Annotated in this window: 19 protein-coding genes and 1 other RNA gene; 14 read left to right on the forward strand and 6 right to left on the reverse strand. The window is 63.3% G+C overall.

Going from position 1 to position 22,945, the window contains the following annotated elements:
- Positions 1-4 precede the first annotated feature (4 nt).
- The 6 genes from TBD_RS04730 (at position 5) to TBD_RS14745 (ending at position 7,954) form a co-directional block, all read left to right on the forward strand.
- A complete protein-coding gene (locus tag TBD_RS04730) occupies positions 5-1,738 on the forward strand; it encodes a site-specific DNA-methyltransferase (protein ID WP_011311448.1) in 1,734 nt (577 codons plus the stop codon).
- A complete protein-coding gene (locus TBD_RS04735) occupies positions 1,738-4,473 on the forward strand; it encodes a DEAD/DEAH box helicase (protein WP_011311449.1) in 2,736 nt (911 codons plus the stop codon). Before TBD_RS04730 ends, TBD_RS04735 begins: the two co-directional genes overlap by 1 nt.
- A gap of 1,019 nt (positions 4,474-5,492) precedes the next feature.
- On the forward strand, positions 5,493-6,416 hold the full coding sequence (locus TBD_RS14480) for an integrase domain-containing protein (protein WP_011311450.1): 924 nt from the start codon (positions 5,493-5,495) through the stop codon (positions 6,414-6,416).
- 422 nt (positions 6,417-6,838) lie between these two features.
- Positions 6,839-7,432, forward strand: a complete 594-nt coding sequence (locus TBD_RS04740) for a hypothetical protein (protein WP_041432378.1) — start codon at positions 6,839-6,841, stop codon at positions 7,430-7,432.
- Positions 7,429-7,674, forward strand: coding sequence for a hypothetical protein (locus TBD_RS14740; protein WP_011311453.1), 246 nt, complete (start codon positions 7,429-7,431; stop codon positions 7,672-7,674). Before TBD_RS04740 ends, TBD_RS14740 begins: the two co-directional genes overlap by 4 nt.
- A 28-nt stretch (positions 7,675-7,702) precedes the next feature.
- Positions 7,703-7,954 carry a hypothetical protein gene (locus TBD_RS14745; protein ID WP_011311454.1) on the forward strand — a complete coding sequence of 84 codons (252 nt, stop codon included), beginning with the start codon at positions 7,703-7,705 and terminating at the stop codon, positions 7,952-7,954.
- A gap of 69 nt (positions 7,955-8,023) precedes the next feature.
- Here the strand turns inward: TBD_RS14745 and TBD_RS04745 are convergent, their stop codons facing one another.
- The 6 genes from TBD_RS04745 to TBD_RS04765 form a co-directional block, all read right to left on the reverse strand.
- Positions 8,024-9,226, reverse strand: a complete 1,203-nt coding sequence (locus tag TBD_RS04745) for a tyrosine-type recombinase/integrase (RefSeq protein ID WP_011311455.1) — start codon at positions 9,224-9,226, stop codon at positions 8,024-8,026.
- Between the two features lie 171 nt (positions 9,227-9,397).
- Positions 9,398-9,764, reverse strand: a transfer-messenger RNA (tmRNA) gene (gene ssrA, locus TBD_RS14485).
- Between the two features lie 71 nt (positions 9,765-9,835).
- Positions 9,836-10,219: a SirB2 family protein gene (locus TBD_RS04750; RefSeq protein WP_011311456.1), complete on the reverse strand. Its 384-nt coding sequence runs from the start codon at positions 10,217-10,219 to the stop codon at positions 9,836-9,838.
- Positions 10,220-10,221: 2 nt separating this feature from the next.
- Positions 10,222-10,902, reverse strand: a complete 681-nt coding sequence (gph, locus tag TBD_RS04755; RefSeq protein WP_011311457.1) for a phosphoglycolate phosphatase — start codon at positions 10,900-10,902, stop codon at positions 10,222-10,224.
- Positions 10,892-11,590 carry a bifunctional 2-polyprenyl-6-hydroxyphenol methylase/3-demethylubiquinol 3-O-methyltransferase UbiG gene (ubiG, locus tag TBD_RS04760; RefSeq protein ID WP_011311458.1) on the reverse strand — a complete coding sequence of 233 codons (699 nt, stop codon included), beginning with the start codon at positions 11,588-11,590 and terminating at the stop codon, positions 10,892-10,894. Before ubiG ends, gph begins: the two co-directional genes overlap by 11 nt.
- The gene (locus tag TBD_RS04765) at positions 11,587-12,912 is read right to left on the reverse strand and encodes a TRZ/ATZ family hydrolase (RefSeq protein WP_011311459.1); all 1,326 of its coding nucleotides are present in this window, start codon (positions 12,910-12,912) and stop codon (positions 11,587-11,589) included. The genes ubiG and TBD_RS04765 overlap by 4 nt, the downstream gene beginning before the upstream one ends.
- A 102-nt stretch (positions 12,913-13,014) precedes the next feature.
- Between TBD_RS04765 and gyrA the strand changes: the two genes are divergently transcribed.
- Genes gyrA through cmk form a run of 8 tightly spaced genes read left to right on the forward strand, consistent with a single transcriptional unit; the run spans position 13,015 to position 22,892 of the window.
- Positions 13,015-15,564 (forward strand): DNA gyrase subunit A, encoded by a 2,550-nt coding sequence (gene gyrA / locus TBD_RS04770; protein ID WP_011311460.1) that lies wholly within the window; start codon positions 13,015-13,017, stop codon positions 15,562-15,564.
- Between the two features lie 12 nt (positions 15,565-15,576).
- Positions 15,577-16,656 carry a 3-phosphoserine/phosphohydroxythreonine transaminase gene (gene serC, locus TBD_RS04775; protein WP_011311461.1) on the forward strand — a complete coding sequence of 360 codons (1,080 nt, stop codon included), beginning with the start codon at positions 15,577-15,579 and terminating at the stop codon, positions 16,654-16,656.
- Entirely contained in the window at positions 16,649-17,824 is a 1,176-nt protein-coding gene (locus tag TBD_RS04780; protein WP_011311462.1) for a phosphoglycerate dehydrogenase, read from the forward strand. Before serC ends, TBD_RS04780 begins: the two co-directional genes overlap by 8 nt.
- Positions 17,821-18,918, forward strand: a complete 1,098-nt coding sequence (gene pheA, locus TBD_RS04785) for a prephenate dehydratase (protein ID WP_011311463.1) — start codon at positions 17,821-17,823, stop codon at positions 18,916-18,918. Before TBD_RS04780 ends, pheA begins: the two co-directional genes overlap by 4 nt.
- On the forward strand, positions 18,915-20,069 hold the full coding sequence (gene hisC / locus TBD_RS04790; protein WP_011311464.1) for a histidinol-phosphate transaminase: 1,155 nt from the start codon (positions 18,915-18,917) through the stop codon (positions 20,067-20,069). Before pheA ends, hisC begins: the two co-directional genes overlap by 4 nt.
- Positions 20,066-20,932 (forward strand): prephenate dehydrogenase, encoded by an 867-nt coding sequence (locus TBD_RS04795; RefSeq protein WP_011311465.1) that lies wholly within the window; start codon positions 20,066-20,068, stop codon positions 20,930-20,932. The genes hisC and TBD_RS04795 overlap by 4 nt, the downstream gene beginning before the upstream one ends.
- Positions 20,932-22,218: a 3-phosphoshikimate 1-carboxyvinyltransferase gene (gene aroA / locus TBD_RS04800; RefSeq protein ID WP_011311466.1), complete on the forward strand. Its 1,287-nt coding sequence runs from the start codon at positions 20,932-20,934 to the stop codon at positions 22,216-22,218. The genes TBD_RS04795 and aroA overlap by 1 nt, the downstream gene beginning before the upstream one ends.
- Positions 22,215-22,892: a (d)CMP kinase gene (gene cmk / locus TBD_RS04805; protein WP_011311467.1), complete on the forward strand. Its 678-nt coding sequence runs from the start codon at positions 22,215-22,217 to the stop codon at positions 22,890-22,892. Before aroA ends, cmk begins: the two co-directional genes overlap by 4 nt.
- Positions 22,893-22,945 lie beyond the last annotated feature (53 nt).

Here is a 22,945-nt window from a genome sequence, read left to right on the forward strand (position 1 = left end):
GACCATGAGCAAGCAAAAACTAGAACTCACCTGGATCGGGAAGGAGAAGCGGCCCAAATTGGAGCCGCGCATCTTGCTCGAAGATCCAGAGAAGTCATATCACGCCAAGCATCGCGTGTCGGACAACGACATCTTCGACAACCGACTGATCTTCGGTGACAACCTGCTTGCGCTGAAAGCATTGGAGCAAGAGTTCTCCGGCAAAGTGAAGTGCGTGTTCATTGACCCACCGTACAACACCGGTAGCGCATTTGCACAATATGATGATGGTCTTGAGCACTCGATTTGGCTTGGCTTAGTACGGGATCGGCTAGAAATCATCAGGCGTCTGCTTTCGGACGATGGCTCGCTATGGATTTCTATTGATGACAACGAGGCTCACTATCTTAAGGTCTTGTGCGACGAGATTTTTGGTCGCAAGTGTTTCGTTACGTCATTTATCTGGAAGAAGGTCGACAGCCCAAATGACAACAAGGGCGCCCTTTCCCCAGATCATGAATACATTCTTTGCTATGTAAAGAATCCTGACTCGATTTATTTTCGACCGAAGCAGGATGAGTCAATCCTAAATGCATACCGGCAGCCGGACGCGGAATCGGACAGGCCGTACCGTGACCGTCTCCTAAAGAAAAACGGGAAGAATAGTCTTCGGATCGACCGCCCGTCGATGTATTTCCCGATCAAGGGGCCAGACGGCGTGGATGTTTACCCCATTCACGATGACGGCCAAGAAGCCCGATGGGCAATGGGGAAAAAGGGTGTTGATGAGCTGATAGCGAAGGGAGAGCTTGTTTGGAAGCAAAGGGAAAGCGGCGGAGTACTGCGGTGGGTTCCTTACACAAGAGAATATGCTCCCGACGCTCCTACGCGCCCTTGGCCAACAATCTGGTCAGACTTGCACACGACTCGACAAACTAAGGCTCATCAAAGATCTGTTTTGGAGGGCGTTCAAGCATTTGAAACCCCGAAGCCAGAAGACTTGGTTTCCCGTATTCTTAGTATTTCAACGAATCCAGGAGACTGGGTTCTTGACTCATTTGCGGGATCTGGCACCACTGGAGCAGCCGCTCATAAAATGGGACGGCGCTGGATAATGGTGGAGCTTGAGGAAACTTGCCATACACACATCATTCCGCGTCTCAGGAAGGTAATTGACGGCGAAGATAAGGGCGGCGTCACAGAGGCTCTAAGTTGGCACGGCGGCGGCGGCTTCCGCTATTACCGTCTTGCCCCTAGCCTGATCGTCAACGACCGCTGGGGCAACCCGGTCATCAATCCCGAATACAACGCTGCGCAACTGGCCGAGGCGCTGGCCAAGCTGGAAGGCTTCAACTACGCGCCGTCGGAAACGCATTGGTGGCAGCACGGCCACTCCAGCGAGCGAGACTTCATCTACGTCACCACGCAGAACCTGTCCGCTGAGCAACTGCAAGCCCTGGCCGATGAAGTCGGCCCAGAGCGGAGCCTGTTGGTGTGCTGCGCCGCTTTCCACGGAGTCACGGCGGCAAAGGCGGCGGAGCGCTGGCCGAACCTGACACTGAAGAAGATTCCGAAGATGGTGCTGGCCCGCTGCCATTGGGGCCGCGATGACTACAGCCTGAATGTGACCAACCTGCCGATGGCGGAGATTGAAAAATCCGAGCCTGCGCCCCCTGGCAATAGCTTCAAGAACACTAAAAGCAGAAAAGCGGCCCTCGCTAACGCGGGACAGGGCGGCCTGTTTGGGGAGAACGAATAATGAACGCCCGCGTCCTGCACGCCGTCACCGGTCGTCTGTCTCTTCGTCCGCCCCAGGCGGAGTCGCTCACCAAACTGGTTCGCGCGCTTGATGCCGCGCCCGAACTATTGGGCCACGAGCAGGATGTCTCGGCCATTTTGTCGACGCTGAAGGCTGAGTTCAGCACGCTGGAGGACTTCGAGCGCGAGTTCCCGTCGCTGTGCTTCGCGCTGGCCACGGGCGTGGGCAAGACCCGCCTGATGGGAGCCTTCATCGCCTACCTGCATCTGGCGCACGGCATCAAGAACTTCTTCGTGCTCGCTCCCAACCTGACGATCTACAACAAACTCATCACGGACTTCACGCGCAACACGCCAAAGTACGTGTTCAAGGGGATCGCCGAATTCGCGCAGCAACCGCCGCTGATCATCACCGGCGACAACTACGACCAGACCGGTGCGGCGGTAGACGAGCAGTCAATGGGCTTCGCTCACGACGTGCGTATCAACATCTTCAACATCTCCAAGATCAACTCCGAGGTGCGCGGCGGCAAGGAGCCGCGCATCAAGCGGATGAAGGAAGTGCTGGGCGACAGCTACTTCAACCACCTGGCTAGTCTTTCTGACCTGGTGCTGCTGATGGACGAGTCGCACCGCTACCGGGCCAGCGCCGGCGTGCGCGCCATCAACGAACTCAAGCCGCTATTCGGTCTGGAAGTGACGGCGACGCCGTTCGTCGAGTCCAGCCGTGGGCCAGTCCCGTTCAAGAACGTGGTGATGGACTACCCGCTGGCGCGCGCGATGGAGGATGGCTTCGTCAAGGAGCCTGCTGTGGTCACCCAGCGCAACTTCGACGCCAAAGCGCACACGCCCGAGGAGATCGAGAAGACCAAGCTTGAAGACGGTGTGCGCCTGCACGAGACGACCAAGGTCGAGCTGCTCACCTATGCCCGCGAGAACGGCGTCAAGCCGGTCAAGCCCTTCATGCTCGTCATCGCTCGCGATACCACGCACGCGGGGCAACTCTTGGCACTTCTGGAGTCGGAAGCCTTCTACGAGGGGCGTTACCAGGGCAAGGTGATCCAGGTCGATTCCAGCCGTACCGGCGCGGAGGAAGAAGAGATGATCACGCGCCTGCTAGCCGTGGAGAGCGTGGACGAGCCGACCGAGATCGTGATTCACGTCAACATGCTCAAGGAGGGCTGGGACGTAACCAACCTCTATACCATCGTGCCGCTGCGCGCCGCCAATGCCCGCACGTTGATCGAACAGTCCATCGGGCGTGGCCTGCGATTGCCCTACGGCAAACGCACGGGCGTCGCGTCGGTGGATCGCTTGAACATCGTCGCGCACGACAAGTTCCAGGAGATCATCGACGAGGCCAACCGCGGCGACTCGCCGATTCGCCTGAAGCAGGTCATCCTCGATGCGCCGAGCGCCGACGACAAGAAGGTCAGCGTGCAGGTCGAGTCCGGGGCGGCGGCGCGTCTCGGTTTGACGGACGCACCGGTCGTGATCACAGGGGCTTCAGCCACTGACAGTGGAGCGGAAGTCCCCGCGCCCAAGCCGGTGTTCACCACGGAGGCGGAGAAGCAGGCCGCGCGTGTGGTCATGGACGTCATCGGCAAGTACGAGGTCAAGCGCGATCTAGTGCCCACCAGCAGCGCGCTGCTGAAACCAGAAGTGCAGAAGGAAATCCTCGCGGAGGTGGCGGAGCGGTTGAAGCCGCTGCAAGGCGAATTGCTCGCGGGCGTGGATGAATCAGTCCCTGCACTTGACTTGTCAGCCGTGGTGGCGAAGACCACCGAGATCGTGGTGCAGCAGACCATCGACATCCCGCGCATCGCAGTGGTGCCGACTGGCGAGGTCACGACGGGCTTCCACGCCTTCAAGCTGGATGTGAGCCAGCTCCATCTCCAGCCGGGTGAGCGCGAGATCGTCATCCATAACCTGCGCACCAACGAGCAGGATACCCTGGCCGCCGAAGTTGGGCTCAAGGAGCAGCGCCCGGAGGACTACATCGTCCACGCGCTGGTGGACTTCGACGACATCGACTACTTCACCCACGCCGATCTGCTCTACGACCTCGCGGGCCAGATGGTGCAACACCTGCGCGGCTACCTGTCCGAGGACGAAGCCATCAGCGTCCTCGATCGTGACCGCCGCCTGATCGCACGGGAAATCCACGCGCAGATGATGGCCCACTTCTGGGAAGAGGCGACCGACTACGAGGTGCAGGTCAGTCGCGGCTTCACCGAACTCAAGCCGTGCAACTACACCGCCACGGCAGGTCAGACGGCCCACCACTTCCGGGAGACCGTGACCGAGACCAGCCGCATCAAGCAGATGCTGTTCGGCGGATTCGCGCGCTGCTTGTATCCGCTGCAGAAGTTCGATTCGGACACGGAGCGGCGCTTCGCCATCATTCTGGAGCGCGATGCCCTGAAGTGGTTCAAGCCCGCGAAGGGGCAGTTCCAGATCTATTACAAGCTTGGCACCGAGCAGCCGGAGTACATCCCCGACTTCGTGGCCGAGACGGACGCGACCGTCTTCATGGTTGAGACCAAGGCACGTGCCGAGGTCAACTCCCCGGAGGTTCAGGCCAAGACCGCTGCTGCAACGCGCTGGTGCAGCCACGCTTCCGATTACGCCGCGAAGGTAGGCGCCAAACCGTGGAAGTACTTGCTGGTGCCCCACGACGAAATCAATGAGTCGAAGCGGCTCACGGATTACCTGCGCTTTGAGGGCATAACATGATTTGGCTGCCGTTGCCCGAACAATTGGGTTCCAATGCGCGAGTCGGATAGGCAAGTGCAGGCGAACGCTAACTCTGCTGAGATGGGGAAACATCCAGCCGATCCTCATCGGCGGCGACGTTGGGCTCACGAGATGGCGCACTCCGGCCCAGCGTGGCCCACATTGGGCCACTTCTACCCGCTGCTAGGGATTTCCGAGGTGGCTGGGCCGATACGGGCCAAACGGGGCCACTGACTTCATCGACCACCTCCGACTGCCTTAGACAACAAGGTCTTTCGCCGCGTCGCACCGGGTGATCCACTTAACGAACTCGAGGATATATATCTTGCCGGAGGGTGATCCTCGAAAAGACGCAAAAAATCGCCGTCTTTGCGAGTCACCCGAGGTCCCCAACGGCTCTAGAATGAGCGCAACCTGACTGAAGTCAGTACGCTCAAAAAGCGAAACAAGCCGATATTTTAATAGATATCAAAATATCGGAGTAGCAACACATCGCCGGCAACCGCGATTCCGAGCTAGGGGCCGCCCGTCTCTGTGCGACGATAAGGAGCACAGAGACGGGCTAGCGCTCTGCCGCGTAAGCCCAGTCTGCCGCGGCTCCAACGTGTTTCTTGCCACGACGAAAAACGACGAACGTCGTTTTCCTCATAACAAATAACCATCGAGCAAGCACCGCTTGCAAGACAGTCAATAGGGCCGGGATGGGATTACCCGGAGGCCGAGTAACGGCCGAGGCCGGAGCGCGCAAGCGCGTGAGGATCCGATACTCCATAGCTCCCTCAGATCAAGAACTCACCCCCATAAAGTTGAGGATGCCACCTCCAAAAAAACACACGAAGGGCAAGCTTGCGAGAGCTTTAAATCTCTGCGTAACACTTAACACGAAGTTAATCGGGCCCTCCGGGAATGGGAACATTTTTGCTGCGGTTTTACGTGGGCACTTCTACCCGCGCCGCAGCCCAACCCGAGCTACTTTCTGTCAGATCAGACAATCGTTCGGATTTTTTTTCATATAGGACATGGCCAATAATTTTGGATTGGGTTCAAGGGATATGGGAAAGGCAGGAGTGTTTGCCTGCAATTCGGCCGCACGTTCCGGTGCCATTTCATACGGCACAGCGGCGTCGGTCGGGGAGCGTTGGCAGAAATTTACTGAGTTCGCCCGCGGTCAAGGTGTGAAAAAGCTCGAAGATGTGAGCAGGGAGTTGGTCATGGCCTACGGCAAGGAGCTCGCCGAGTCTGATTTATCCGAGTCCTATGGCCAAAACCTGGTCTCTGCAGTGAATTCGGTCATGTCCCTTGCTACAAAAGGCGCTTGGCGCGCCGTCAGTCCGACCAGAGAGTGCGGAATCGAGAAGCGGTCCGCGATCAGGGGGGCTGCGCCCGATGGGCTTGATAGGGAGCAATTTCGTCTTGTGCTACAGGAAATGCAGCGCGACGGACTTGGGCGCCAGGCAGCTATCGCCGACCTGGCAAGAAATCTTGGCCTTCGATCAAAGGAAGCCTCTCTGCTCAATGCAAATCAGGCGCTTCGACAAGCGGAATCGACCGGAATGGTGCGGTTCATTGCCGGGACGAAGGGCGGCAGGCCACGCGTGCTGGCAATTTCGCCCGTAGGCTTGCAGTCACTCAGGTGTGCCGCAGCATTGCAGGGTAATAACCGAAACTTAGTACCCACCGGTCAAAGCTGGAAGCAGTGGCGAGAAGGTGGTTTGAGGGCCGGTCGTGACGCTCTCAAAGCCAGAGGAATTAGAGGATTGCATGAACTGAGGTCCGCCTATGCTTGCGAGCGCTATAGCCAGATCGCAGGCTGCCCTGCCCCGGTTATTTCCGGCAAGGTGCGAGACCGCCGGGTTGACCGATTGGCGCGCGAGACCATAGCGAGGGAACTTGGGCACGGCCGGATAGATGTCGTAGCGGAGTACGTCGGGGGACGCAGGTGAGGCTTAGGGATGATCTGCAAGACGCCTTGCGCCGCCACACCAGGAAAGGAGGGAAAACCTCTCGGCGTCGCCAGGTAGACAGAATTTATCAATTCCTCGGGTTCTGTTCCGCAAAGGGAATCCGCGCCCCCGAGCAAATCGGGAAGAGGCACGTCCATGAGTGGTTTGAAGAGTCCCATTTTTCCGCGTCAACTTTGCGTGACAAATTTTATGCAGTGTCCTTGCTATGGGAAATCATGGGGCGGGGACAACCACCGAACCCGGAAAACACCTTGGCTAAAACTAATCCCCCGCGACCCGACCCGCAGTCGTAGTTTTTTCGGGGATAGCCTCTTGATTCGCCGGTTTCCCTTGGTAGCTTGGTGGCTGATAAAGCGCACCCTGCGCCTTATCGGTCGATGGTTTGAGAAAGGGAAGGCGATATGAATGAAGAGAACAATTTGATGATGGTCTGGGGAGCGTTGACTTCGCTGCTAGGCATCCTCGGCTTTTTGCTGTGGATGGTCACGGCGGAGGATCCTGCGGCAGAACGGCGAGCCTCACGTTGGGGCGCACTAGCCGGCGTATTTTGTGCGGGTCTCGTACTCTTTGCCGAATGGTGGCTTTACGCTTTTATAAACGCTGCAGCCGGGCTCTTCATGATGATGCCGTCCGCCCTGATCGCTATTGCCGCGATGTGGCTAGCGGGCAGGGCAGTCTACCGCGCGTTCGGCGGCGGTCAGGAAAAACAGGAGCTCAAGGTGGTGATCGACCCCGAGACTCACGAACGGCAAGGGGGAATATGGTGCCAGCTGCGGGATCTGCCCCACTTCAGGGAAACGCTGAGAGGCGATTTGATCAACCTTGCCACTGGAGATCGCCTCTACTGGATCGTACTTGAGGGTAAGCGGTGTATCGAAATGGAACTGGCGGGAAAGACACGGCTCACGGCGTCCAGGTACGAGACCCTAACCAAATATCTGACCGTGCAACGGGGAATGGGCCGGTTGCTGGCTGTCGAGGAATCACGATTATGAAACGTTCCACCGGGCTACCGGCTGTAGATATGGCCGGGCACTCAGCTACCCATCGGAATGGGCCCAGCAATAAATTCAAAATCATTGAAGGGAAACGCGAAGAAGGCGAGCGCGAACTGGTCGCGGCCCTATTCACCCCTTGGGAAAAACAACACTTGGGGAATTGCCTGGAGAGGCTCAAGCGAACGGGAGAACTGGTCATTGTCCATTCCTCGCATATCCCGCGCTCCAAAAGAGGCTGACTTCCCCAATCCACGAGAGAAGAACTAAATGAAAGAAATTAAGAAAGATTTGCTAACTGTTGACGTCGTGTTTGCAACCGACACCGCCGTGTTTGTTTCAGATGCCGCTTTTCGAAAAATAATACTTTCACCGAGTTTGGTCCATTTCGATCCGGGAATGGAGGCATCCTACGTAGAGACGACGGTCTTTGAAAAAATACTGAAAGCCCAAGTGGAAAATGGGACCGACTTTTATGACGAACTTGGATCGGCGGGATATTCGAACGTGCGACGCCAGTGACCATATGGTTAGCGTGAGACCGGTGGGCAGAGTGATGGGCGGCTCGCGCAGTTCAGGCCTTAGGCTGATTTATCCATAAAGCCGAATAACCGTTGCTCCAGCTTTTAGTTCATCTAAGTAGTCTGCCCAGCCCTGCATCATTTTTCGGCGCTCCGGAAGGTGGGTGGTGCGGTTATAGGCTCGCCCTAGCGGATCGCGGACGGCGTGCGCTAACTGATGCTCGATGATGTCTGGGCGGAACCCTAGAACCTCATCAAGAAGGGTCCGCGCCATGGCGCGGAAGCCGTGCCCTGTTAGTGTTTCCTTATCGTAGCCAAGCGACCTCAGCGCAGCGTTGACAGTGTTCTCGCTCATGGGGCGGCCTTCCCCCCGGTTCGCCGGAAAAACATAGCGCTTGTGCCCTGTTAAGGGCTGCAGTTCTTCCAAGACCGAAATGGCTTGACGGCTCAAAGGGACTATGTGCTCGGTATTGGTCTTGGATACCGTATAGCGCCATTCGGCAGCCCCGAGGTCGAAGTGTGCCCATTCGGCATGTCTTAATTCGCCTGGACGAACAAAAATTAAGGGTGCCAAACGAAGTGCGCTTCGCACGACGGGGCCACCGCTGTAGCCATCTATATTGCGCAGCAGCACTCCAATTTGGACGGGGTCGGTGATGCTTTTGAAGTGGCTCTTGGCAACAGGCGGGAGGGCGCCTTTCAGGTCTTGCGAAGGGTCTCGTTCCGCGCGGCCGGTCGCTACTGAGTAGCGAAAAACTTGGCCGCAGTTCTGCATGGCGCGATGGGCGGTTTCGACCGCTCCGCGCTCCTCGATACGCCGTAGGGCTGCGAGAAGGGTTGGGGGTGTAATGTCGGCGATCGGCTTATCGCCTAACCACGGAAAAATGTCATTTTCCAAGCGCCTGATGATGCGGTCGCTATGGTTTGCGCTCCATGTCGAAGAAAACTTCGCATGCCATTCGCGAGCGACGGCTTCAAAACTGTTGCTCGCGCGGTCCTGCCGAGCCTGCTTTGTAGCCTTTCTATTTTCGGCCGGGTCTACGCCGTGGGCGAGCAGCTTTTTGGCTTCATCACGCCGCTGCCGGGCGTCTGCAAGAGAGACCGCCGGGTAGGTTCCAAGCGACAGCAGCTTCTGCTTTCCCGTGTAACGATAAGCTAGGCGCCACCACTTTCCACCCGACGGGGATATATGAAGAAACAGGCCCTGAGAATCGGAGAGTTTCTGGACGTTGGGACCAGGTTTCGCCTGGCGCACTTTCATGTCGGTAAGCACGGGAATCGACCCCAGGGTTGTTGGTAACAGCCCGGACGAGTCTAGCAGTTACCAACGGTGTTACCAACAATCCCGCGTTATGTTGCTTTACGTTTCTTTACGTATCCTGATGAATAAGGTATTGAATATCATCATTTTTATGTTGTTTTTCGACCAAAAACAACATGAAGGTGGTGGAGCCGGCGGGAATCGAACCCGCGTCCGCAAGCCCTCTACAGGCAGTTCTACATACTTAGTCCGGTGTTTTTAAGCTTTAAGCTCCATCACGCCCGCCGAACAGGCTGGATTTCGCCGAGCCGCCTTGGATTTAGCACCTGCCCAAGCGACCCGGACAAGCGCGATTTCATGTGAATTAACTCACTGCCGGTTTGACCCGGCCTAGCCCATGAACAGGCTAGTGTGAGTCCTGGACCTTAAGCGGCCAGGGCGTAGTTTTCGTCGTTTGCGACTAAAGTTTTTCAGTTGGATTTACGAGGTGCTCTGACCCTCGGTATGCCCTACGCTGCTTTGCGACCCACGTCGAAGCCAGGTCGGCCCCTGTGTGCTGCTGCAACAAGTGTACCGCATAGAGAGGCCGGCGCAGCGAAAGTTCCGCGGCGCCGTACGCTTTCAGCGGAGGAAGGGCAAGGGATCGTGGGTGCGGGCGACGGTGACCAGGTAGCCGAACACGAGCAGTGCCAGAACCCAGGCGGCGATTCGCAGGCCGCGGGTTCGGCCGCGCTTGAGGGCGACGGTGCCGAGCAGGATGTAGGCGATCAGCGCGAAGAATTTGGCCGTGAGCCAGCCGTGCACGAGCGGGTATTGCTGCAGCAGGACGGCGAGCGCGATTCCGCTCGCGAGCAGCAGCGAGTCGTTGACGTGGGGGGCGATGCGCACCCAGCGCGCCTGCAGCCGCTTCGACTCGGCCATCATCCAGAAGCCGCGCAAGAGGAAGAGCGCGAGCGTGATCGCGATCGTGGCGAGATGGATCTGTTTGATCAGCGTGTAGGCCACGGTCAGGCAGGCAGATAGTCGAGCGTGTCGAGCGGGTGGTGGATCTGCGCGTGCGCGCCCCAGGCGTGCGGCGCGTCCTCGGCGCCCAGATAGCCCCAGGCGGCGACGAGCGCGGGCATGCCCGCGGCGGTCGCGGCCTGGACGTCACGCTCGGCGTCGCCGAGGTAGAGGCATTGCGCGGGTAGCGCGTCGCAGCGCCGGGCGGCGACGAGCATGGGCGCCGGATGGGGCTTGGGCTGCGGGCAGCTGTCGCCGGAGACGATGCAGGCCGCGCGCTCGGCGAGGTCGAGCACCGACATCAGCGGTTCAGTGAAGCGCGCCGGCTTGTTGGTGACGACACCCCATTTGTAGCCGCGCGCTTCGAGGGCGTCGAGCAGCTCGGGCACGCCGGGAAACGGGCGCGAGGCCTGACAGATGTTGTCGGCGTAGAGCTGCAGGAATTCTTCGCGCATGGCCGCGAAGCGCGGGTCGTCGGGCTTGAGGTCGAAACCGAGGGCGAGCAGCCCGCGCGCGCCGTGCGAGGCTTGCGGGCGGATGACGTCGGCGGCAAGCGGGGCGAGGCCGTGGCGCGCGCGCTGCAGGTTGAGCGCGTTGCCGAGGTCGGGCGCCGTGTCGACCAGCGTGCCGTCGAGGTCGAACAGGACTGCGCGGATGCCGTCGAGCCGCGCGTGCTCAGGCTTCACGGCGGGTCGCCATCAGGTAGTTGACGTCGGTGTCGGCTTCGAGCCGGTAAACCTTGGTCAGCGGGTTGTAGGTCATGCCGGTCAGCTCCTCGGTTTCGAGCCCGGCTTCGCGCGCCATCCGCGCGAGTTCGGCGGGCTTGATGAACTTGGCGTAGTCGTGGGTGCCGCGCGGCAGCAGCTTGAGAATGTATTCGGCGCCGACCACGGCGAGCAGGTAGCTCTTGGCGTTGCGGTTGAGCGTCGAGAAGAACACCCAGCCGCCCGGTTTGACGAGGCGCGCGCAGGCGGCGACGACCGAGGCGGGGTCGGGAACGTGTTCGAGCATTTCCATGCAGGTCACGACGTCGAATTCGCCGGGGTGGGCGGCGGCGTAGTCTTCGGCCGAGACGAGTTCGTAGTCGACGCTCTTGCCGGATTCGTAGAGATGGAGGCGGGCAACCTTGAGCGCCTTCTCGGAGAGGTCGATTCCGCTCACGGTCGCGCCGACACCGGCCATCGCTTCGGCGAGGATGCCGCCGCCGCAGCCGACGTCGAGCACTTTCTTGCCGGCGAGCGGCGCGCGCGTGTCGACCCATCTCAGGCGCAGCGGGTTGATTTCGTGCAGCGGCTTGAATTCGGAGTTCGGGTCCCACCAGCGGTGGGCAAGCTCGGAAAACTTGGCGATTTCGGCAGCGTCGACGTTGCTCATGACTGTCCTTCTGCGGTGAGTTTGGTGCGCCAGTAGACGGCGCGGGCGGCGAGGTCGTCGGCGTCGAGCCCGACCAGGCTGCGTTCCCTGAGTTTGGGCTTGCCGTCGACCCAGACGTGGGTGACGTCTTCGCGCCCCGCAACGTAAACCAGGTGCGAAGCCGGGTCAAACACGGGCTGCCGCGATACGCCGTGCAGGTTCACGGCGACGAGGTCGGCCCGCTTGCCGGCAGCGATGCTGCCGATCTCGCTATCGAGGTTGAGCGCGCGTGCGCCGTCGAGCGTGGCCGCTTTCAGCGCCGCGGCCGCGGGCAGCGCGGCGGCGTCGCCGCTCATGCCCTTGGCGAGCAGCGCGGCCAGCCGCATTTCGGCGAAGAGGTCGAGGCGGTTGCTGCTCGCGGCGCCATCGGTACCGAGGCCGACGCCGACGCCGGCGCGCGCGAACTCGGCCACGGGCGCGACGCCCGATGCGAGCTTGAGGTTGGAAGTCGGGCAATGGGCGATGTGGCAGCCGTGCTCGGCCAGCAACTCCGTTTCGGCCTCGGTCATGTGCACGGCGTGCACGCCGATGAAGTTCGGCCCGAGCAGGCCGAGCCGGGCGAGCCGCTCGAGCGGACGCACGCCATGCTCCTTGAGGCTGTCGGCGATCTCGTCCCGGGTTTCGTGGATGTGGGTGTGGATCGGCAGGCCGAGCTGGTCGGCCAAGGTGTGGATACGGCTGAAGCTTGTGTCCGAGACCGTGTACGGCGCGTGCGGCGCGAAGGCGAAGCCGAGCAGCGGCTCGCCCCTGAATTCGTCGCGCAGCGCGAGCCCCTTGGACAGATAGCCGTCGGCGTCCGCGGCGTAGGCGGTCGGGAATTCGAGCACGATCATGCCGACGACCGCGCGCATGCCGGCCTGCAGGAAGGCTTCGCTCGCCGCCCGCGGGAAGAAGTACATGTCGTTGCAGGTGGTGATGCCGCCGGCGAGCATCTCGGCCGCCGCGAGCAGGGTGCCATCGCGCACGAAGGTCTCGGAGACGTGCTTCTTCTCGGCCGGCCAGATGTGCCCGGTCAGCCAGGCCATCAGCGGGCGGTCGTCGGCGAAGCCGCGAAACAGCGACATCGCGGCGTGGCCATGCAGGTTGACCAGGCCCGGGATCAGGGCCTCGCCCGGCAGCGCGACCGTCTTGGCAGCGGCGTAGCGGGCGCGCGCCACCTCGGCCGGCAGAACGTCGACGATGCGTCCGTCCGCGACGACGACGGCGTGGTCGGTCAGCACCCCTTCCGGGTCGACAGGGACCACCCACTGCGGCAGGAGAAGAAGGTCGGCGGAGGCTTTCATGGTGGCCGCATTCTCACTGTTTGCCTGCCGTTTGGCAAAGGCGGGCGGGGCAGGCGGCCATGCTAAAATCGCCCTCTTTGAAGCTTGGGTATAAAGCCGGTTATGGAACAGTTTGCCAAGGAAACCCTCCCGGTCAGTCTCGAGGAGGAGATGCGGCGTTCATACCTCGATTATGCGATGAGCGTGATCGTCGGCCGTGCACTCCCCGACGTGCGCGACGGGCTCAAGCCCGTGCACCGTCGTGTGCTGTACGCGATGAACGAGCTTGGCAACGACTGGAACAAGGCTTACAAGAAGTCGGCGCGCGTCGTCGGCGACGTCATCGGTAAATACCACCCGCACGGCGACACGGCCGTCTACGACACCATGGTCCGCATGGCGCAGGACTTCTCGCTGCGCTACCCGCTGATCGACGGCCAGGGCAACTTCGGCTCGGTCGACGGCGACAACGCCGCGGCGATGCGTTACACCGAAGTGCGCATGGCGCGGATCGCGCACGAGTTGCTGGCCGACCTCGACAAGGAAACAGTCGACTTCGGCCCCAACTACGACGGCTCCGAGCAGGAGCCGCTCGTGCTGCCGACCAAGATTCCGAATCTGCTGATCAACGGTTCGTCGGGCATCGCGGTCGGCATGGCGACGAACATCCCGCCGCACAATCTCACCGACATCTGCAACGCCCTGTTCGCGCTGCTCGACGCCCCCGCGACCGACATCGAGTCGCTGATCAGCATCGTCCAGGCGCCCGACTTTCCGACCGCCGGCATCATCTACGGCCTTTCCGGCGTGCGCGACGGCTACCGTACCGGTCGCGGCCGCGTCGTCATGCGTGCGACCTGCCACGTCGAGGACCTCGACAAGAGCGGCGGCAAGCAGGCGATCATCATCGACGAGCTGCCCTATCAGGTGAACAAGGCCAATCTGCTGATCCGGATCGGCGAACTCGTGCGCGACAAGCAGATCGACGGCATCGCCGACCTGCGCGACGAGTCCGACAAGTCGGGCATGCGCGTCTACATCGAACTCAAGCGCGGCGAGAACGCCGACGTGGTCCTGAACAATCTGTACAAGCAGACACAGATGCAGGACACCTTCGGCATGAACATGGTCGCGCTGATCGACGGGCAGCCGCGGCTCCTGAACCTCAAGGAGATGCTCGACGCCTTCCTGCGCCACCGCCGTGAAGTCGTCACCCGGCGCACCGTCTTCGATCTCAGGAAGGCACGCGAGCGCGGCCACATCCTCGAGGGCCTGGCGGTCGCGCTCGCCAACGTCGACGAGATCGTCGAGTTGATCAAGTCGTCGGAAACGCCTGCGATCGCGAAGGAACGCCTGCTCGGCCGCGCGTGGAAGTCGGCGATGGTCGAGGAGATGCTCGCGCGCATCGACCCCGAATATTCGCGGCCGGTGAACATGGGGCCGGAATTCGGCCTGCACGCCGATGGCTATCACCTCTCGGAAATCCAGGCGCAGCGCATCCTCGAAATGCAGTTGCAGCGCCTGACCAACCTCGAGTCGGACAAGATCCTCGCCGAGTACAAGGAAATCATGGCGAAGATCGCCGACCTGCTCGACATTCTGGCGAATCCGGCGCGCATCACCCAGATCATCCGCGAGGAACTGACCCAGGTCCGCGACCAGTTCGGCGATGGGCGGCGCTCGACCATCGTCGAGAACGCGCAGGACATGTCGATGGAAGACCTGATCAAGCCCGAGGAGATGGTCGTCACGCTGTCACACGGCGGCTACATGAAGTCGCAGCCGCTGGATGATTACCGAGCACAGAAGCGCGGCGGCCGCGGCAAGCAGGCGGCGGGGACCAAGGACGAGGACTTCATCGAGAAGATGTTCGTCGCCAACACCCACGACTACATCCTCTGCTTCTCCAACCGCGGGCGGCTGTACTGGCTCAAGGTCTACAACGTGCCACAGGGCGGACGCGCCGCCCGCGGCAAGCCGATCGTCAACCTGCTACCGCTCGAGGACGGCGAGAAGATCAGCGCGCTCTTGCCGGTCAAGACCTTCGACGACGAGCACTACGTGTTCATGGCGACCGCCAACGGCATCGTCAAGAAGACGCCGCTTTCCGAATTCTCGCGCCCGCGCACGGCCGGCATCATCGCGGTCGGCCTCGACGACGGCGATGTGCTGTGCGGTGCGTCGATCACCGACGGTCGTCACGACGTGATGCTGTTCTCCGATTCCGGCAAGGCCGTGCGCTTCGACGAGAACGACGTGCGCCCGATGGGCCGTGCCGCGCGCGGCGTGATCGGCATGAAGCTCGCCAAGGGCGCCAAGCTGATCTCGTTGCTCGTGGCTGAAGACGAGAACGACTTCGTGCTCACGGCGACCGAAAACGGCTACGGCAAGCGGACGCCGATCGCGGAATACACGCGTCACGCGCGGGCCACGCAAGGCATGATCGCGATCCAGACCAGCGAGCGCAACGGCAAGGTCGTCGCGGCCAACCTCGTCAAGGCGGACGACGAAATCATGCTGATCACGACCGGCGGCGTGCTGATCCGCACGCGCGTCAAGGAGATCCGCGCGATGAGCCGGGCGACCCAGGGCGTCACGCTGATCAATCTGGACAAGGGCGAAAAGCTCATCAGCCTGGAAAAAGTAGCCGAGACCGACAACGAAGAGGAATGAGAGGGTAACCGCATGACCATTTACAACTTCAGCGCCGGCCCGGCCGTGCTTCCCAAGGATGTGCTGCAGCAGGTGCAAGCCGAGCTCGTCGACTGGCACGGCAGCGGCATGTCGGTCATGGAAATGAGTCACCGCGGCAAGGAGTTCATGGGCATCGCGGCCGAGGCCGAAGCCGACCTGCGCGAGCTCATGGCGATTCCGGCGAATTACAAGGTCCTGTTCCTGCAGGGCGGGGCGTCGTCGCAGTTCGCGATGGTGCCGATGAACCTGCTGCGCGGAAAAGCCTCGGCCGACTATCTCAACACCGGCGAGTGGTCGAAGAAGGCGATCAAGGAGGCGAAGAAGTACGCGGCCGTCAACGTCGTCGCGTCGAGCGAAGACCGGAACTTCAGCTATGCGCCGACGCAGGACCGGTGGAAGCTCGACCCGAACGCGGCCTACGTCCACTACACGCCGAACGAGACGATCGGCGGGGTCGAGATCTTCTGGACGCCCGAGGCCGGCGATGTCCCGATCGCCGCCGACATGTCGTCGACGATCCTCTCGCGTCCGATCGACGTCTCGAAGTACGGCGTGATCTACGCCGGCGCGCAGAAGAACATCGGCCCGGCCGGGCTCACGATCGTGATCGTGCGCGAGGACCTGATGGGCGAAACCGTCGCCGGCACGCCGACGATGTTCGACTACAAGATCCACGCCGACAACGAATCGATGTACAACACCCCGGCGACCTTTGCCATGTATACCGCTGGGCTCGTCTTCAAGTGGCTGAAGGCGCGCGGCGGCCTGGCCGGCATGGAGAAGATCAACCGCGAGAAGGCGGCGCTGCTCTACGAAGCGCTCGACGCGACCGACTTCTACGCGTCGCCCGTGGCGAAGGACAACCGCTCGCTGATGAACGTGCCGTTCACCCTGAAGGACGCCGCGCTCGACGAGGCCTTCCTCAAGGGCGCCAAGGAGCGCGGCCTGCTGCAACTGAAGGGCCACCGTTCGGTCGGCGGCATGCGCGCCTCGATCTACAACGCGATGCCGACCGAGGGGGTGAAGGCGCTCGTCGACTACCTCCACGCGTTCGAGAAGAATCATGGCTGAGGCCCGCAAGATCCTCACGCTCAACGCGATTTCGGCGCGCGGTCTCGCGCGTCTGCCCGAGCACTACGTCGTCGGCGGCGACCTCGCCGACCCCGACGCGATCCTCGTGCGCTCGGCGAACATGCACGAGATGGAGATTCCGACTTCCGTCTGCGCCATTGGGCGGGCCGGTGCGGGGACCAACAACATCCCGGTCAAGAAGATGTCCGAGCGCGGCCTGCCGGTCTTCAACGCGCCGGGTGCGAACGCGAACGCGGTCAAGGAGCTCGTGATCGCCGGCATGCTCATGGGCGCGCGCAACCTCGTGCCGGCGCTCAAGTTCGTCGAGAGTCTTGACGGAACGGACGAGGCGATGCACAAGGCGACCGAAGCCGGCAAGAAGCAGTTCGCCGGCATGGAGCTGCCGGGCCGCACGCTCGGCGTGATCGGGCTCGGCGCGATCGGCTCGCACATCGCCGAAGCCGCGATCCGCCTCGGCATGAACGTCGTCGGCTACGACCCGGCGATCACCGTCGACGCGGCCTGGCGCCTGCCTTCGCAGGTCAAGCGCGCCGAGAACGTCGACGACGTGCTGCGCACGGCGGACTTCGTCACGCTGCATGTACCGCTGCTCGACGCCACCCGCAACCTGATCAACGCGCAGCGCCTGAGCCTGATGCGTTCGGGCGCCGTGCTGCTGAACTTTGCGCGCGAGGGTGTCGTCGACAACGCCGCCGTGATCGAGGCGCTCGACGCCGGCAAGCTGCACGCCTACATCTGCGATTTCCCGGCGAACGCGCTCAAGGGCCACCCGAAGGTCGTGGCCCTGCCGCATCTCGGCGCGAGCACCGAGGAGGCCGAGGAGAACTGCGCCGTGATGGTCGCCGAGCAGCTCACCGACTATCTCGAGAACGGCAACATCCTCAATTCGGTCAATTTCCCCAGTGTCGCGATGCCTCGCGAGTCGGCCTTCCGCCTCGCGATCGCCAACGCCAACGTGCCGAACATGGTCGGGCAGATCTCGTCGGTGCTCGCCGCCGCCGGCCTCAACATCCACAACATGGTCAACAAGTCGAAGGGCGACATGGCCTACACGCTCGTCGACGTCGACAGCGCGGTGGCGGGATCGGTCATCGCGCAGCTCAACGCGATCGGCGGCGTGCTCGGCGTGCGCTATCTGCCCGCATGAAGGACCAGGCAGGGACTAGGCCCGACGTGTCGGCGGAACTCGGTGCGCTGCGCGCGCGTATTGACAGCATCGACGACACGCTCCTTGCGCTGATTTCGGAGCGCGCCGCGCTCGCGCAGCAGGTCGGGCACGCGAAGCAGGGTGAGCGCATCTATCGGCCCGAGCGCGAAGCGCAGATCGTACGCAGGCTGCGTGAGTCGAATCCCGGCCCGCTGTCGGGCGAGACCGTCGAGCGCCTGATCCGCGAAATCATGTCGGCCTGCCGCGCGGTCGAGGAAGTGACGCGGGTTGCCTATCTCGGCCCGGCCGGAACGTTCAGCGAGCAGGCCGTGCACAAGCAGTTCGGCCATGAAGTCGACGCGCTCGCCGAGGCCGACATCGACGCGTGCTTCCATGCCGTCGAGACCGGCCGCGCCGATTTTGCCGTGGTGCCGGTCGAGAACTCGACCGACGGCGCGGTCGGGCGCACGCTCGACCTCGTCGTGGCAAGCCCGCTCAGCATCTGCGGCGAAGTCATGCTGCCGATCCATCAGACCTTGATGCGCAAACACGGCGATCTCGACGGCATCCGCCGCGTCTACGGTCACGCGCAATCGCTCGCCCAGTGCCAGCACTGGCTGAGCCGCCACCTGCCCGACGCCGAGCGCGTCAGCGTCGTCAGCAACAGCGAGGGCGCGCGCCGCGCCGCGGCAGAGCCGGTAGCGGCGACGCTCGGCAGCGAAGCGGCCGCTGCGCTTTACGGACTTTCCGTGGTCGCCGCGCGGGTCGAGGACGAGGCGAGCAACACGACGCGCTTTCTGGTTCTCGGCGCGCACGACGCGGCACCGTCGGGGCGCGACAAGACCTCGCTCGTGATGGGCGCGAAGAACCAGCCGGGCGCCGTGGTCAAGCTGCTGCAGCCGCTCGCCGACGCGGGCGTGTCGATGAGCAAGTTCGAGTCGCGACCGGCCCGCTCGGGCACCTGGGAATACCTGTTCTTCGTCGTCTGCGAAGGTCACCGCAAGGACGCACGGCTCGCCGCGGCGCTCGCCGAAATCGATTCGCGGGCGGCCTTCCTCAAGATCCTCGGCTCCTACCCTGCGGCGTCGGCATGAGCGGCTGCGATTCGATCTGCGCTGCAACCGCGCCGCCCCACGTGCGCGCGATCGCTCCGTATCAGCCCGGCAAGCCGATTTCCGAGCTTGCACGCGAACTGGGCCTGGCCGAAGCCGATATCGTCAAGCTCGCTTCGAACGAAAATCCGCTCGGTCCGAGCCCGTTCGCGCTTGCCGCGGCCCAGGACGCGCTCCTGGACATGGCCTTGTATCCGGACGGTGCGGGCTACGCGCTGAAGGCGAAGCTCTCGGCCAGGCTCGGCGTCGACGCGGCGCAGATCGTGCTCGGCAATGGTTCCAACGACGTGCTCGACATGGTCGCGCGCGCCTATCTCGCGCCGGGGACCTCGGCCGTCTATGCGCAGTACGCGTTCGCGGTCTACCCGATCGCCACGCATACGGTCGGTGCCCACGGGATCGCGGTCGCGGCGCGGGACTTCGGCCACGACCTCGAACGCATGCGCGCCGCGATCCGTGACGACACCCGGGTGGTGTGGATCGCGAATCCCAACAACCCGACCGGCACTTTCCTGCCGTGGAACGAGATCGAGGCCTTCCTCGAGACCGTGCCGCCCCGCGTGCTGGTCGTCCTCGACGAGGCCTACGGCGAATACCTCGCGCCCGCGTCGCGCTGCGACACGGCGGCCTGGGTGGTGCGTTTCCCCAATCTCTTGATCAGCCGCACCTTTTCCAAGGCCTACGGTCTGGCCGGGCTACGGGTCGGCTACGGGATCGGGCACGCCGACGTCGTCGACCTGCTGAACCGGGTCCGCCATCCGTTCAACGTCAACGCCTCGGCGCTCGCCGCGGCGGAGGCCGCGCTCGACGACGACGCCTTTCTCGCGCGAAGCTATGCGCTCAACGCGGCGGGCATGCAGCAACTCTTAGGCGGGCTCGCGGCCCTGGACATCGAGACCGTCCCGTCGAAGGGCAATTTCGTCCTCGCGCGGGTCGGCGATGCGGCGCGCATCAACACCGAGCTACTCAAGCGCGGCGTGATCGTACGACCGGTCGCAGCCTACGGGCTGCCCGAATTCCTGCGCGTGTCTGTCGGTCTTGCCGGCCAGAATGCGCGCTTTCTCGACGCCCTGGGCGAGGTTCTCGCGGCGGCGCCCGGCCGGCACCCCGACAGCCGGAAAGCCCTGCCGTGATCGTCGAGCGCCTCGCAGTCATTGGCGTCGGCCTGATCGGTGGATCGTTTGCGCTCGCCCTGAAGCAGGCCGGCGCGGTTGGCGAGGTGGTCGGTGTCGGCAGGAAGCCGGCCAGCGTCGAACAGGCGCGCGCGCGCGGCCTGATCGACCGGGCCGGCGACTGGAGCGAGGCGGGACAGGCGGACTGCGTTCTTCTGGCGATGCCGGTCGGCGAGACCGAAACGGTGCTGCGCGCGCTCGAGCCGCACCTGACGGCGCGCACGATCGTCACCGACGCGGGCAGCACCAAATCCGGGGTCGTCGCGACGGCGCGCGCGGCGCTGGGGGCGAAATGGCGCAACTTCGTGCCCGGGCATCCGATCGCCGGCTCCGAGCAGAGCGGGCCCGATGCGGCGCGCGCCGACCTCTACCGCGGCAGGAAGGTCGTCCTGACCCCCGACGCGGATACCGATCCGCACGCGCTGGCGATCGTCAAGGCGCTGTGGCAGGCCGTCGGCGCCGAGCCCGAGCTGCTCGACGCGGCGACGCACGACCGCGTTTTCGCCGCGGTCAGCCACCTGCCGCACCTCGCCGCCTATGCCTTGGTCGACGAATTGGCGCAGCGTGCCGATCGCGACACCTTTTTCCGCTTCGCCGCGAGCGGCTTTCGCGACTTCACGCGTATCGCCGGCAGCAGCCCCGAGATGTGGCGCGACATCGCGCTCGCGAACCGCGACGCGCTACTCGGCGAACTGAACGCCTACGTCGCGGCCCTGCAAACGCTGAGCACCGCCGTCGCGGCCGCAGACGGCACCGCGCTGCTCGAGATTTTTTCGCGTGCGCGGGATGCCCGCGCGGGCTGGATCGACACTCAGGACCTGTAATGGAATTTCTCGATTTGCCCGGACGCAGCCGGGCCAGCGGCACCGTGCGCTTGCCGGGTTCGAAAAGCATTTCCAACCGCGTACTGCTGCTCGCCGCGCTGGCCGAGGGCGTGACCGACGTTTACGACGTGCTCGATTCGGACGACACGCGCTACATGCTGGCGGCGCTGCAGGCGCTCGGTGTCGGCGTCGAGGATCGCGGCGACAACCACTGGCGGGTCACCGGCGTCGCCGGGGCGTTTCCGGCGCGCCAGGCCGAGCTCTTCCTCGGTAACGCCGGCACCGCGTTCCGGCCGCTGACGGCCGTGCTCGCGCTGTCGGGCGGCGACTACGTCCTCGACGGCGTCGCACGCATGCACGAGCGCCCGATCGGTGACCTCGTCGACGCGTTGCGCCAGTTGGGTGGGCGGATCGATTATCGCGGCACGCTCGGCTTCCCACCGCTGCATGTCCATCCCCCGCAGGCCGGGGCGGACGTGGCCCACATCCGCGGAAACGTCTCGAGCCAGTTTCTGACCGGCCTTCTCATGGCCTTGCCGCTCAGGCGGCTTCGCACACGCGTCGAGGTCGTCGGCGAGCTGATCTCCAAGCCCTACATCGAAATCACGCTCGCGATGCTGCGCCGCTTCGGCGTCGAGGTGGCGCGCGACGGCTGGCAGGCCTTTTCGGTCGCCGCGGACGCCTGCTATCGCAGTCCGCGCGAAATCTACGTCGAGGGCGACGCCTCGTCGGCATCGTACTTTTTGGCCGCTGGCGCGATCGGCGGCGGTCCGGTCCGCGTCGAGGGCGTGGGGCGCGACAGCGTCCAGGGTGACGTCGGTTTCGCCGACGCACTGGCTGCGATGGGCGCGCGGATCGCGATGGGACCGAACTGGATCGAAGCCTGCGCGCCAGCGCAGGGGCGTCTCAAGGCGATCGACCTCGATTGCAACGCGATCCCAGACGCCGCGATGACGCTCGCCGTCGCGGCCTTGTTCGCCGACGGCACGACGACGCTGCGAAACATCGCAAGCTGGCGCGTCAAGGAGACCGACCGCATCGCGGCGATGGCGACCGAACTGCGCAAGGTCGGCGCGACGGTCGAGGAGGGTGACGACTTCCTGCGCGTCACGCCGCCGGAAACCCTGCGCGCGGGCGCCGTTATCGACACCTACGACGACCATCGCATGGCGATGTGCCTGTCGCTCGTGTCGCTCGGCGGTGTCGCCGTCCGCATCAACGACCCGGGCTGCGTCGCCAAGACCTTCCCCGGTTACTTCAACGCCTTTGCGGAGATCGCGCGATGAGACCGTCCGATTCCTTGGCCCCGGTCCTGACCGTCGACGGCCCCTCGGCCTCGGGCAAGGGCACGGTCGCCGAACGCGTCGCGGCCGCGCTTGGCTTCCACTTCCTCGACAGCGGTGCCCTGTACCGGCTGACCGCGCTCATGGCCATGAAGCGCGGCGTCGCGCTCGACGACGAAGCGCGGGTCGCCGAACTCGCGGCGCAACTGCCGGCGAGTTTCGGCGGCGGCGCGGTCCGTCTCGACGGCGAAGACGTCAGCGACGCGATCCGTGCCGAAGCGGTCGGCGAGGGCGCGTCGAAAGTCGCCGCCTTGCCCGCCGTGCGCGCGGCCTTGCTCGACCGTCAGCGCGCGTACCGCGAGGCGCCGGGGCTGGTCGCCGACGGGCGCGACATGGGCACGGTCGTGTTCGCCGACGCGGTGGCCAAGGTTTTCCTCACTGCGAGCGCCGAAGCGCGGGCGGAACGACGCTATAAGCAGTTGATCGAAAAGGGGATGTCTGCTAGTCTACCGGCCCTTGTTGCGGATATGCAGGCCCGCGACGCACGCGATAGCGCGCGTGCCGTCGCCCCGCTGAAACCCGCCGCCGACGCCCTGGTTCTCGATACCACCGACATGGACGTCGTCGCAGCGGTCGATGCGGTGCTCGCCCACTACCGCGACAAGTCTGGCAAGTAAGTTTTTATTCCGTGTCGGTCGTGCGCCCTGCCGGCTGACGATGTGCAACGAAC

The sequence above is a fragment of the Thiobacillus denitrificans ATCC 25259 genome, assembly GCF_000012745.1.
GTDB lineage: Bacteria > Pseudomonadota > Gammaproteobacteria > Burkholderiales > Thiobacillaceae > Thiobacillus > Thiobacillus denitrificans_B.

Bases quoted from the DNA above. Each gene is read 5' to 3' on its own strand.
- TBD_RS04730 (WP_011311448.1), top strand. From the start codon at position 5: ATGAGCAAGCAAAAACTAGAACTCACCTGGATCGGGAAGGAGAAGCGG.
- TBD_RS04735 (WP_011311449.1), top strand. From the start codon at position 1,738: ATGAACGCCCGCGTCCTGCACGCCGTCACCGGTCGTCTGTCTCTTCGT.
- TBD_RS14480 (WP_011311450.1), top strand. From the start codon at position 5,493: ATGGCCAATAATTTTGGATTGGGTTCAAGGGATATGGGAAAGGCAGGA.
- TBD_RS04740 (WP_041432378.1), top strand. From the start codon at position 6,839: ATGAATGAAGAGAACAATTTGATGATGGTCTGGGGAGCGTTGACTTCG.
- TBD_RS14740 (WP_011311453.1), top strand. From the start codon at position 7,429: ATGAAACGTTCCACCGGGCTACCGGCTGTAGATATGGCCGGGCACTCA.
- TBD_RS14745 (WP_011311454.1), top strand. From the start codon at position 7,703: ATGAAAGAAATTAAGAAAGATTTGCTAACTGTTGACGTCGTGTTTGCA.
- ubiG (WP_011311458.1), bottom strand. From the start codon at position 11,590: ATGAGCAACGTCGACGCTGCCGAAATCGCCAAGTTTTCCGAGCTTGCC.
- TBD_RS04765 (WP_011311459.1), bottom strand. From the start codon at position 12,912: ATGAAAGCCTCCGCCGACCTTCTTCTCCTGCCGCAGTGGGTGGTCCCT.
- gyrA (WP_011311460.1), top strand. From the start codon at position 13,015: ATGGAACAGTTTGCCAAGGAAACCCTCCCGGTCAGTCTCGAGGAGGAG.
- serC (WP_011311461.1), top strand. From the start codon at position 15,577: ATGACCATTTACAACTTCAGCGCCGGCCCGGCCGTGCTTCCCAAGGAT.
- TBD_RS04780 (WP_011311462.1), top strand. From the start codon at position 16,649: ATGGCTGAGGCCCGCAAGATCCTCACGCTCAACGCGATTTCGGCGCGC.
- pheA (WP_011311463.1), top strand. From the start codon at position 17,821: ATGAAGGACCAGGCAGGGACTAGGCCCGACGTGTCGGCGGAACTCGGT.
- hisC (WP_011311464.1), top strand. From the start codon at position 18,915: ATGAGCGGCTGCGATTCGATCTGCGCTGCAACCGCGCCGCCCCACGTG.
- aroA (WP_011311466.1), top strand. From the start codon at position 20,932: ATGGAATTTCTCGATTTGCCCGGACGCAGCCGGGCCAGCGGCACCGTG.
- cmk (WP_011311467.1), top strand. From the start codon at position 22,215: ATGAGACCGTCCGATTCCTTGGCCCCGGTCCTGACCGTCGACGGCCCC.